This is a genomic window from Streptomyces sp. NRRL F-5727, from assembly GCF_000719555.1.
In the GTDB taxonomy this organism is placed as follows: Bacteria; Actinomycetota; Actinomycetes; order Streptomycetales; family Streptomycetaceae; genus Streptomyces.
In genome coordinates, this window is sequence record NZ_JOGX01000009.1 from 149266 (window position 1) to 160879 (window position 11614).

Below are 11614 nucleotides of genomic sequence, written 5' to 3' on the forward strand. Positions count from 1 at the left end.
CGTTCCGTGCCGTGGTTGCGGTCGTGTCGCGGTACGCGCGCGGGGGAGGCCGCTTCAGACGGCGATCCGGTACTCCTCGTCGCGGACGTCGGTGACGAACATCCGTCCCGGCGCGTGGGTGATCGCGAACGGCGGGCGCGAGGCCGTCACGGCCGCCTGCGGGGTGACCCCGCAGGCCCAGAAGACCGGCACGTCCCCGGGCTCTGCGACCACCGGGTCGCCGAAGTCCGGCCGGTCCAGGTCCCGGATCCCGAGCGCCGCCGGGTCGCCCGCGTGCACCGGCGCCCCGTGGACCGCCGGCAGCAGCCCGCTGATCCGCCGCGCCACCGGGACGAGCCGCGCGGGGACCGGCCGCATCGACACCACCATCGGCCCGTGCAGCCGCCCCGCCGGCCGGCACGCCCGGTCCGTCACGTACATCGACACGTTCCGGCCCTGCTCGACGTGGCGCAGCGGCACGCCCGCCGCGGCGAGCGCCCCCTCGAAGGTGAAGCTGCACCCGATCAGGAACGAGACCAGGTCCTCCCGCCAGTACGGCGTGGCGTCCGCCGGCTCCGCCACCAGGCGCCCGTCCTGCCACACCCGGTAGCCCGGGATGTCGGTGCGCAGGTCGGCGCCGGGCGCGAGCGAGGTCGTCCAGGAGCCGGCGTCGGTGACGTCGAGGACCGGGCACGGCCGCGGATTGCGGGTGCAGAAGAGGAGCACGTCGTAGGCCCAGTCGGCGGGCACCGCGATCAGGTTGGCCTGGGCGTGCCCGGGCGCCCAGCCGGCCGTCGGCCCCGCCGTCCCGGCCCGCGCACGCGCGCGTGCCTCCCGCGGTCCGGGGACGGACGTCCCCAGGAGGTCGATGCCGTTCATCCGAGTTCCTTTCCGCGGGTCTCCGGCAGGCCGAGCAGCGCCACCACGGCGAGTCCGTACCCCACCGCGCCGAAGATCAGAGCGCCGCCGACGCCCCAGCTCTCGGAGAGGAAGCCGACCAGGGTGGGGAAGACCGCGCCGACCGCGCGGCCGGTGTTGTACGTGAGCCCCTGGCCGGTGCCGCGGACCGGCGTCGGGTACAGCTCGGCGAGGAAGGAGCCGAAGCCGCTGAAGATGGCCGACATGCAGAATCCGAGCGGGAAGCCGAGGAACAGCAGCAGGGTGTCGGCGCCCGCCGGGATCTGGGTGTACGCGATCACCGACACCGCCGACAGGACGGCGAAGAGCGCGATGTTCCGCTTCCGGCCGATCCGGTCCGTCAGATGACCGCCGGTCAGATAGCCGATGAAGGCGCCGGAGATGAGCAGCGTCAGATAGCCGCCGGTGCCGACCACGGTGAGCCCGCGCTCGGTCTTGAGGAAGGTCGGCACCCAGGTCGCGAGCGTGTAGTAGCCGCCCTGCACGCCCGTGGACAGCAGGGTGGCGAAGAGGGTGATCCGCAGCAGGCCCGGCTTGAACACCGCCCGCAGCGAGCCCCGTTCGGCGCTCGCCACGCGCGCGGCGGCCGCCTGCGGGGCGTCCTCCACGTTCCGCCGCACCCAGAACACCAGCAGCGCCGGCAGGGCGCCGGTCCAGAAGAGGATCCGCCAGGCCAGGTCCGCGTCGAAGAACTGGAACACCAGGGTGGAGACGATCACCGCCAGGGCCCAGCCCGCCGCCCACGCCGACTGCACGGCGCCGAGCGTACGGCCCCGGTGCCGGGCGGTGGCGTACTCGGCGACCAGGATCGCCCCGACCGCCCACTCGCCGCCGAAGCCGAGGCCCTGGAGCGCCCGGAAGACCAGCAGGGTCTCGTAGTTCGGCGCGAAACCGCAGAGCACGGTGAAGAGCGCGTAGGTGATCACCGTGATCATCAGCGCCCTGACCCGGCCGACCCGGTCGGCGAGGATCCCGGCGAGCGCGCCGCCCACCGCCGACACCACCAGGGTGACCGTGGTGAGCAGTCCGGTCTGGCCCTTGTCCAGGCCGAAGGAGGCGGCGATCGCCACCATGGACAGCGGCAGGGTGAAGAAGTCGTAGGAGTCGAGGGCGTATCCGCCGAACGCGCCGCCGAAGGCGCGCCGTCCGCGCGGGCCGAGGGCGCGCAGCCAGCCGAACGCGCCGGTCGCGTCGGCCCGGTCGTCCTGGGAGTGCTGCCGGGTCTGTGTCGTGCTCATCTGCACCTCGCAGTGGGGGGAGGCGTGCCGGAGAGACGTACGAGAGGGCCGTGCGGGGGTGTGCGGTGGCGCCAAGGTAGGGGATTGTTCAACGATTCGACAAGGGGCCTGTTGTCCCGGATCCGAATCTGCGGTTGACTCGGCCGCCGGACGACGACGGGGCGACCGCCCCGCAGGAAAGGGGGACCGTGGACGCGAGCGGCACCGGGACGACCGGGGGACTGGCGGACGACCGCGCGCTGCTCGGGCGCACCAGCACGGCGGAACGGGTGGCGGACATCCTGCGCACCCGCATCGCCGAGGGCTTCTTCCCGCCCGGCACCCGGCTCTCCGAGGAGAGCATCGGCGGAGCCCTCGGGGTGTCCCGCAACACCCTGCGCGAGGCGTTCCGGCTGCTCACCCACGAGCGGCTGCTCGTCCACGAGCTCAACCGCGGGGTCTTCGTCCGCGTCCTCGCCGTCGACGACGTGGAGGACATCTACCGCACCCGCCGGCTCGTCGAGTGCGCCGTCGTGCGCGGCCTCGGCCACCCGCCCTTCCCGGTGGACGGGCTCGCCGCCGCCGTCGCCGAGGGCGAGGCCGCCGCCCGGAGCGGCGACTGGCGCGGGGTCTCCACCGCCAACATCCACTTCCACCGCGAACTCGTAGCCCTCTCCGGCAGCGCCCGCACCGACGAGCTCATGCGCAGCGTCCTCGCCGAACTCCGGCTCGCGTTCCACGTCGTGGACGACCCCCGGGCCCTCCACGAGCCCTACCTCGTCCGCAACAAGGAGATCCTGGACGCCCTGCGGGCGGGGGAGCGGGCCGCCGCCGAACGCCTCCTCGCCCGCTACCTCGACGACTCGATCGGCCGCGTGGCCGCCGCCTACGCCCGGGCCGTGGACGAACCGGCCGCGGAGTAGCCGCCCGCCGGGCCGCCGGGGACACGGGCCGCCTTCCCGCCCGACCCGGCCGCCTTCCCGCCCGCCGCCGGGGCCGCCGGGCGGGAAGGCGGGAGGGTACCGCCCCGGGGCGGGCCGGGGCGGTGGTTTCTGCGCCGTTTCGACCCATGTCAGTGCGAGGACCTACTCTGTGCACCGTGACTTCGCCTGCCTCGACGGACCTCGCTCCGCCCCAGCTCAGCGCGGGGCCGCGCCCCGCGCAGGGGCCGGCCGCCGACGAAGGGCTCGCGCGGCGCCTGCGCGCGCTCGCCTGCACCGCGCCGCTGCACGACCTCGACGCGCGCAAGGCCAACCTCGCCGGTGAGTACACGGTCTACGCGATGGCCGAGGTCGCCCTCGCCGCGATCGACCTCGTCACCCTCCACATGGACTTCGACACCGGCGCCGACCACGACCAGGTCGTCGCCCGGCTGCTGCCCCGCGTCGCCGCCCAGGCCCCGCAGCGCCCCGCCGCCGAGCACGAGCGCGTGGCCCGCTGGGTGCTGGAGAACCTGATCAACGTCGGCAGCGTCGACCGCGGCTTCCGCGCCGTCTACGGCACCTTCGGCACCGACGGCGTGTACGTCCGCCGGGACTACGACTTCAAGCTCATCGAGGAGGTGCCCGGGTACGGCGGCACCGTCTGCCTCCGGACCACCGACGAGGCGGTCAACGTGCTCGTCGGCGCCCTCGACACCGACGTCACCAGCGCCCAGATCGCCGCCGAGGTGAAGCTGGAGGTCCTCATCAGCCGGGGCCGCCTCGCCGACGCCCAGCTCGCCGCCGAGCAGGCCCGCTACCGGACCGTCCAGTACGCCGAGACCCTCCGCAGGACCCTGGAGGCCACCCGGCGGAACGTGCGCGCGGTGGACTGGCTCAACAGCGTCCCCGACATGATCGCCGAGGCGCTCGACCACGTCGCCGACCGCTATCGCCACGAGAACGCGATCCTGACCAACATCCGCAAGGCCCGCGACGAGGCGGAGGAGCCGGAGCACAAGCGCCGCGCCGCCGAGCTGGTCGACATCGTCAAGGACTGCATCCGCCGGCACACCCAGCTCCAGTCCCGGCTCCTGGAGGCCGGCCCGCTGTTCCGCGCCGAGCAGGACCGGCAGGCGTTCGCCGCCCCCACCCGGTACACCGGCCTCGACCTGTACGGGCAGCTCGTCGCGCCCGTGCTGCCGCTCCCCGTCGAGCGGGCCACCCGGGTCACCGACGCCTTCTTCGCGCGCGGCACCGGCCTGCGCACCCCCGCCTCGGTCCGCCTCGGCGACCTCGTGGACCTGCTGCTCACGCCGCCGGTCGAGCGCGAGCACCTCGGCGCGGAGATGCCCGAGCCCGACCTGATCGCCACCCCGGACGACTCCCGCTTCAGCGAGGGCCAGCTCGCCGACGCGCTCGCCCTGCTCGACCTGGAGCACGACGCCCCGCGCCGGCTCTCCGGCCTGCTCGCCGACGCCCGCGCCGCCGGCGGCGAGGACCTCGCCTACCTGGTGGCCCTGCTCGCGGTCCACGCGGCCAGCCCGCCGGTCGGCACCGCCTACCGGCAGGGCGAGGAGCGGCTGCTCTTCGCCGTCGACGACGGCACCCCACTCGACGACCCCGGCTTCGGCGGCGCCGACCTCATCGTCGGCACGGCGCTCCTCGACGCCGTCGGCATGGCCGCCGACCGTACGGAGGCGACGTGACGTACGTCTCCGACACCACCCCGCCCGCCACCGGCCCCGACCAGCCCGCCCGCCCGCCGCACCAGCCGGCGCGAGCCACCCGCGCGTGGCTCCCCGGCCCCGCGTCCCCGCCCCCGGCGGCGACGGAGCCGCCCGAGGCCGCACCGACGGAGCCCGCCCCGGAGCAGACCGCACCGACGGAACCTCCCGCCGCAGAGTTCGTCACGGCGCCGCCCGCCCCGGAGGCCACCACGGAGCCGTCCGAGCCCACCGGCGTACCGACGGCACCGGCGCAGGAGCCCGCCGAGGCCGCGGTCATCGCCCCGCCCCGGCCCCCCGCCGCCCCCGGCCCCCGCCTCGGGGCCGTGTCCCTGCCCGAGGCGCCGAGGGCCTCCGGGCGGCGCCGCGAGCTGCCCGCGGTCCGCGCCGTACGCCTCGGGGGCGCCCGGCAGGAGCAGTCGCCCGCACCGGGCGAGCCGCCCGCGCCCTCCGCCGCCGTCACCCCCGTGCCGCTGCCCCTGCCCCGGGCCGCCGGCACCGCAGCCGTACCGAACGAGAGCCGCACCGAGGAGCCCCAGCCGTGAGCGACGTCCAGCACACCGAGTACGACGGGTACCCGGACGCGTGGAGCGAGCAGGAGTCCCCCCGGCCCGCGGCCCCCGCCACCGGCCCCGGCTCCGGAAGCGCCCCCGTCACGCCGGCCGACGCCGCCGACGCCGCGCGGCTCGTCTCCTTCGGGCTCCAGCCCAAGCTGCTGCCCGCCCGCGACGCCGAGTACGCCGAACTGCTCCGCCGCTACCAGGAGGACCCGGCCTTCGCGCGGCTCGCCGACGCCGTCGCGACCGGCCTCGGCCTGATCGTCCTGGAGGTCTCCCCGCGCGCGGGGATGGCCGTCACCGCCGGCGAGGACTCCGTCTTCGCCGTCCGCATGGGCGACTACGCCCGCCGCGCCAACACCGACTCCGCCGACCGCTTCCTGCACGGCCTCGCCCACCTCGCCGTCGCCGCCATGGCCTTCCCGCGCCCCGAGGACCTCGCCGACGACGCGTACATCGGCCGCCTCACCGTCAACGGCGTGGACTCCTTCGTCCGCCAGGCGTGCCTCCGCCTGGAGCAGCGCGCCGAGGAGGACGGCGAGAACACCGACCCGGCCTCCGACGCCCCCGGCCTGGAGGCCGCCTGGCGCGTCTACTCCCGCCGCTCCACCACCGGCGCCACCAAGGACGCCCGGCGCCTCGCCGGCTCCACCACCGGCATCGCCGCCAAGGCCGTCGCCTTCCTCACCGACTCCGGCTTCCTCCAGCGCACCGGCGACGAGAGCGGCGGCTCCTACCGCACCACCGCCCGCTACCAGCTCCAGGTCCGCGACATGGCCGGCTCCGCCGCCCTGGCCGAACTCCTCGACCTCGGCATCGTCCCCGTCAGCGACGGCACCGCCACCCTCGTCCCGCCGCCCGAGGGCGACGACCTGGACCTCGCCGCCGACGCCGGCCTGCCCTTCCACGCGTAACCGCACCCAGCCCCCGCCCGCGCGCGACACCGCACCCCGCCCGCGCGACCGAACTTCCCGAGCACGAGAGCACGAGAGTCCCTCGCCATGTACGAGCTGTCCCGGGTCCGCCTCTACTCCATCGGCCCCGCAGGCGCCCGCTACGCCGACACCGTCCTGGACCTGCGCGGCGTCGGCGCCCCCGTGCCGAACCCGGCCCCCACCCAGGCGGAGTTCTTCGAGGAGGAGCCCGTCGGCCCGCCGCGCCGCCCCGCCCCCGCGGGCGTGCTCTTCCTGGAGAACGGCGGCGGCAAGTCCGTCCTCCTCAAGCTCATCTTCTCGGTGATGCTCCCGGGCCACCGCAACACGCTCGGCGGCGCCAGCTCCGGCGTGCTCCGCAAGTTCCTGCTCGCCGACGACTGCGGTCACGTCGCCCTGGAGTGGCAGCACACCCTCACCGGCGAACTCGTCGTGGTCGGCAAGGTCAGCGAGTGGCGCGGCCGCCAGGTCTCCAACGACCCGCGGAAGTTCGCCGAGGCGTGGTACTCCTTCCGCCCCGGCCCCGGCCTCAGCCTGGACAACCTCCCGGTCGCCGAGGCGACCTCCGTCCGCCCCGCCGCCGAGGGCGCCTCCGGCGCCACCGGCCGCCGCCGCACCATGAAGGGCTTCCGCGACGCCCTCACCGACGCCGGCAAGGCGTACCCGCACCTCGACGTGGTGTGGGAGGAGATCCACGACCGCTGGAACGAGCACCTCGGCGAACTCGGCCTCGACCCCGAACTCTTCCGCTACCAGCGCGAGATGAACGCCGACGAGGGCGAGGCCGCCGGCCTCTTCGCGGTCAAGAAGGACTCCGACTTCACCGACCTCCTCCTCCGCGCGGTCACCGACACCCGCGACACCGACGGCCTCGCCGACCTCGTCGGCGGCTTCGGCAACAAGCTCGGCCGCCGCGCCGAACTCACCGCCGAACGTGACTTCACCGCCGGCTCCGTCGACCTCCTCAACCGCATCGTGGAGGCGGCCGGAACCCGGTCCCACGCGCGCGAGGTGCACGCCGCCGCCGAACGCCGCACCCGGACCCTCGCCCGCCGGCTCTCCGGCCGCGCCGCCGGCGAACGGGCCCGCGCCGCCGAACTGGCCCAGCAGGTCACCTCGGCCGGCCACGCCGTCTCCGAGGCCGAGTCGGCCCGCGAGCGCAGCGCCCTGATCGCCGCCGAACTCGCCTACCGGCACGCGTCCCTGGCGCTCGCCGCGGCCGAGAAGGGCGCCGCCGCCCAGCGCCGCGAGCTCATCGAGGCCCGCACCCTGCACTCCGCCTGGCAGGCCGCCGAATCCGTGCTCCGCCACCGTGCCGCGGGCGACCGCTCCGCGCGCGTGGCCGCCGCCATCCGTGAGGCCGAGCGCGACGCCGCCCCGGCCCTCGCCGCCCGCGCCGCGGCCGCCGCCGACCTCGTACGGGCCCTCGCCGCCGCCGCCGAGGAGGGCGAGCGGCACGCCGCCGAGGAGGAGGAGCGGTCCACCGCCCTCCAGGAGGCCGGCGAGGCCGCCCACCGCGACGCCACCGCCGCCGCCACCGAGGCCCAGCGGGCCCGCAGCGAGGCCGGGCACCTGCGCCAGCGCCTCGCCGAGGTCGAGCAGGAGACCGCCGAGGCCGTCCGGGCCGGCTGGCTCGACGACTCCGCCCCCGACGCCGACCCGGCCCGCGCCGCCCTCGCCGCGGCCGACGCCGAGAAGACCACCGTCGCCGCCTGGGACGCCGCCCGCGAACTGGCCCGCACCGCGAGCGAACGGGCCCGCGAGGCCGCCGCCGCCGAGTCCCGCGCCGAACTCGCCGCCGCCCGCGCCTCCGACGCCGCCGAGGCCGCCGGCAACGCCTACGACGCCGAGCGCCGCGCCGCCGAGGCCCTGGCCGCCGAGGAACGCCTCGCCGAACTCCTCGGCCTGCCCGGCTCCGGCTCCCCGCTGCCCGGCCAGCGCGCCGCCGACACCGACACCGACGCCGCGGACGAGGCCGCCGAGAGGCCCGAGCGGACCGGCGACGACGACACCCAGGCGCCGCTCTCCGTCACCGACTTCGACCGGTACGCCGAGGAACTGCGCCGCCTCCTCGACGGGGCCGTCGCCTCCGCCGAGCGCCAGCTCTTCGACCTGCGCACCGCCGCCGCCGACGACTCCCGCATCCTCGGCGCCCTCGGCGACGGCGGCCTGCTGCCGCCCGGCCCGGACGTCCTCGCCACCGTCGAGTTCCTCGGCGAGCACGGCATCCCCGCCCTCCCCGGCTGGCGCTACCTCGCCCAGTCCGTCGACCCCGCCGACCACGCGCGCGTGCTCGCCGCCCGCCCCGAGCTCGTCGACGGCGTCGTCATCACCGACCCCGTCTCGTACGGCCGCGCCCGCGAGGCCCTCGGCTCGGCCGCCCTGCTGCCCCGCTCCGCCGTCGCCGTCGGCACCGCCGCCGCCCTCCTCGCCCCCGTACCGGCGCAGGACGCCGGCGACGACACCGGTGTCTTCCTGGTGCCGCCGAACCCGGCCATGCACGACGAGCACGCCGCCGACGAGGAGCGCCAGGCGCTCCGCGCGCGTGCCGCCGCCCGCGACGAGGAGATCCGGGCCCTCGCCGCCCGGCTCGCCGGCGACCGCGCCCTCGCCGCCCGGATCGGCGCCTGGCGCGCCGACTGCCCGCCCGGCATGCTCGCCGAGCTCGCGGCCGTCGCCGCCACCGCCCGCGAGACCGCCGAGACCGCCGCCCGGGCCCTCGACGAGGCCCGCGCCACGCGCGCGGAGGCCGAGGAGGCCGCCGCCGAGGCCCTCGCGGTCCGCGACGAGCGGCAGGAGGCCGCCCAGCGCGCCCGCCGGGCCGCCGACGCCCTCGCCGGGCTCGCCTTCCGGCTCCGCGAGCGCTCCGCCTGGCAGGCCAAGCTCCGCGAACTCGCCGACGACGCCGCCGAGGCCGAGGCCCGCGCCCAGACCTGTCTGGAGCGCGCGCGGGCGGCCGACGAGGACCGCCGGGCCGCCCAGCGCGCCGCCGACGACGCCCACCGCACCGCCCGCGCGCTGCGCGCCGAGCGCGCCGAGATCGCCGGCGCCCCCGAGCAGCTGCCGGAGCAGGACGCCGACGCGCCCCGCGCCGCGCTGCCCACCCTGCGCGAGGCGTACCGCGCCGCCTCCCAGGTGTACGAGAAGGTCGGCGTCGGCGCCGACCTGCGCGCCGAACAGGCCCGCGCCGAGAGCGACGAGTCCGCCGCCCTCGCCGAACTGGACCGGCTCACCAACAAGGTCCGCACCCGCGCCGAACAGCTCCTGGAGTCCACCGACGGCGCCGACGGCCCGTCCCGGCAGGCCGCCGCCGCCCGCGCCGAGTCCCTGGTGCAGATGCTGGAGTCCCGCGCCTCCGAGGCGAGCGAGAAGCTCGGCCGGCTCCGCGGCGAGTCCGAGCGGCTGGCCCCCGAGGACGGCGAGACCCACACCGAGCTGCCCGAGGAGCTGGTCCCGGCCGACGCCGACCGGGCGCAGGCCCTGCTGCGTACCGCGAGCGCCGAACTGGCCGCCCGCAGCGACGCGCTGGACGCGGCCCGCGCCGCCCACGCCGGGCTGCTGCGCGACCACCGGGCCGCCGAGGACGCCGCCGGCGGCTTCGACGAGACCGCCGCCCTCCTGCGCGACCTGCTGCGCGACCACACGGAGGAGGAGCAGGAGGAGCAGGAGCCGTACCCCGGGACCCTGGAGGAGGCCAGGACCGCGGCCGGCGAGGCCCGGCGGGCGCTGCGCGCCTGCACGGCCGAACTCTCCGCCGCCGACGCCTCGGTGCGCGAGGCGAGCGACATCCTCGTCCGGCACGCCAACTCCACGCGCTACGAGCAGGTCCGCACCCCGGCCCGGCTGCAGATCCGCGAACTGCCCGCCTCCGCGCTGCCCGAGCACGCCGCCAAGTGGGCCGAGGCGTTCGCGCCCCGGCTCCGGGTCCTCACCGACGAGCTGGCCCAGCTGGAGCGCAACCGCGACTCGATCGTGGACCGGCTGCGCGGTCTGGTGGAGAGCTCGCTCGCCACCCTCCGCTCCGCCCAGCGGCTCTCCCGCCTCCCGGACGGGCTGGGCGAGTGGTCCGGCCAGGAGTTCCTGCGGATCCGCTTCGAGGAGCCCGACCAGACGACCCTCACCGAGCGCCTCGGCGAGGTCGTCGACGAGGCGACCCGCGCCGCCGTGAAGAAGAACTCCGACCTGCGGCGCGACGGCATGTCGCTGCTGCTGCGCGGCGTGCAGGCGGCGCTCGAACCCAAGGGCGTCGCGGTCGAGATCCTCAAGCCGGACGCGGTGCTGCGCGCCGAGCGGGTGCCGGTCGGGCAGATGGGCGACGTCTTCTCCGGCGGCCAGCTGCTCACCGCGGCCATCGCCCTGTACTGCACGATGGCGGCGCTGCGCTCGAACGACCGGGGCCGGGACAAGCACCGGCACGCCGGCACGCTGTTCCTCGACAACCCGATCGGCCGGGCCAACGCCACGTATCTGCTGGAACTCCAGCGGGCCGTGTCGGACGCGCTCGGCGTCCAGCTGCTCTACACGACGGGCCTGTTCGACACCACGGCGCTCGCCGAGTTCCCGCTCGTGATCCGGCTGCGCAACGACGCCGACCTGCGGGCCGGCCTGAAGTACATCAGCGTGGAGGAGCACCTCCGCCCGGGTCTGCCGCAGCCGACCGCGGAGGGCGAGACGATCCACGGCGAGATCACGGCGACCCGGATGTTCCGCCGCCACCAGGACGAGGAGCCGCCCACGGCGCCGTAGCGACGACCACACGCACGACGCGACGACCGGACGCACGACGCGACGACCGGACGCACGAAGGCCCGGACCCCGCCAGGGGCCCGGGCCTTCCCCGCACCTCCGGGCCACCGTCGGGCGACCCGCTTTCCGCGCCTCCGGGCCACCGCCGGGCGACCCGCTCCCCGCACTTCCAGGTCACCCTCAGGCGACCCGCTCCTCCGCGACCCATTCCTCAGCGACCCGCTCCCGCCGCGACGCCGGGTAGGCGCTGCTGCTGGGCTCGGAGACCACGCCGTTGCGCTGCCGCCAGACCTGGCGGGTGATCCAGATGTCCAGCACGCTCCAGGTGGCCACCACCGTCGCGGCCACCGCCGCGATCGTCATCGGATAGGCCAGCCAGGAGCCGGTGACCGAGGTGAGGAAGGCGACGAGGGCCAGGATGATCGTCACCGAGGTGAACATCACCGCCCGCACCGCCGCGTTCCTCACCGGGTCCGGCATCCTCCGCAGCCCGCGCGTGTCCTCCACCCACAACGGACGCGTGGTCAGCGTCTCGTCATCCATGTCCTGTCCACTCCCCACCACACGACTCTCCCAGGGGTGGCTGCCCGGTTCCGGCGGTTCTACACGGTGCGTACG

8 protein-coding genes are annotated in these 11614 nt (G+C 76.3%); 5 read left to right on the top strand and 3 right to left on the bottom strand.

The window, feature by feature from the left end; all coding sequences use genetic code 11:
• Positions 1-54: 54 nt before the first annotated feature.
• Both IF73_RS0110000 and IF73_RS0110005 read right to left on the bottom strand, forming a co-directional pair.
• Positions 55-858, bottom strand: coding sequence for a putative hydro-lyase (locus IF73_RS0110000; RefSeq protein ID WP_031005714.1), 804 nt, complete (start codon positions 856-858; stop codon positions 55-57).
• Positions 855-2135 (bottom strand): MFS transporter, encoded by a 1281-nt coding sequence (locus IF73_RS0110005; protein WP_031005716.1) that lies wholly within the window; start codon positions 2133-2135, stop codon positions 855-857. Before IF73_RS0110005 ends, IF73_RS0110000 begins: the two co-directional genes overlap by 4 nt.
• Before the next feature lie 188 nt (positions 2136-2323).
• Here IF73_RS0110005 and IF73_RS0110010 point away from each other — a divergent pair, with 188 nt between their 5' ends.
• The 5 genes from IF73_RS0110010 to IF73_RS0110030 all read left to right on the top strand — a co-directional run bounded on the left by IF73_RS0110010 (position 2324) and on the right by IF73_RS0110030 (position 10996).
• A complete protein-coding gene (locus IF73_RS0110010) occupies positions 2324-3037 on the top strand; it encodes a GntR family transcriptional regulator (RefSeq protein ID WP_031005718.1) in 714 nt (237 codons plus the stop codon).
• Between the two features lie 176 nt (positions 3038-3213).
• Positions 3214-4743: a hypothetical protein gene (locus tag IF73_RS0110015; RefSeq protein WP_031005719.1), complete on the top strand. Its 1530-nt coding sequence runs from the start codon at positions 3214-3216 to the stop codon at positions 4741-4743.
• Positions 4740-5306, top strand: a complete 567-nt coding sequence (locus IF73_RS0110020) for a hypothetical protein (RefSeq protein ID WP_031005720.1) — start codon at positions 4740-4742, stop codon at positions 5304-5306. Before IF73_RS0110015 ends, IF73_RS0110020 begins: the two co-directional genes overlap by 4 nt.
• On the top strand, positions 5303-6232 hold the full coding sequence (locus tag IF73_RS0110025) for a hypothetical protein (RefSeq protein ID WP_031005721.1): 930 nt from the start codon (positions 5303-5305) through the stop codon (positions 6230-6232). The genes IF73_RS0110020 and IF73_RS0110025 overlap by 4 nt, the downstream gene beginning before the upstream one ends.
• Positions 6233-6319: 87 nt before the next feature.
• Entirely contained in the window at positions 6320-10996 is a 4677-nt protein-coding gene (locus IF73_RS0110030) for a hypothetical protein (protein WP_031005722.1), read from the top strand.
• Between the two features lie 180 nt (positions 10997-11176).
• On the opposite strand, the gene IF73_RS37570 is transcribed toward IF73_RS0110030, so the two are convergent.
• A complete protein-coding gene (locus tag IF73_RS37570; RefSeq protein WP_199806633.1) occupies positions 11177-11539 on the bottom strand; it encodes a hypothetical protein in 363 nt (120 codons plus the stop codon).
• Positions 11540-11614 lie beyond the last annotated feature (75 nt).

What these genes read in the sequence shown, in the direction of transcription:
- IF73_RS0110000 (WP_031005714.1), bottom strand. Translation starts at nt 858, where the DNA reads ATGAACGGCATCGACCTCCTGGGGACGTCCGTCCCCGGACCGCGGGAG.
- IF73_RS37570 (WP_199806633.1), bottom strand. Translation starts at nt 11,539, where the DNA reads ATGGATGACGAGACGCTGACCACGCGTCCGTTGTGGGTGGAGGACACG.
- IF73_RS0110030 (WP_031005722.1), top strand. Translation starts at nt 6,320, where the DNA reads ATGTACGAGCTGTCCCGGGTCCGCCTCTACTCCATCGGCCCCGCAGGC.
- IF73_RS0110005 (WP_031005716.1), bottom strand. Translation starts at nt 2,135, where the DNA reads ATGAGCACGACACAGACCCGGCAGCACTCCCAGGACGACCGGGCCGAC.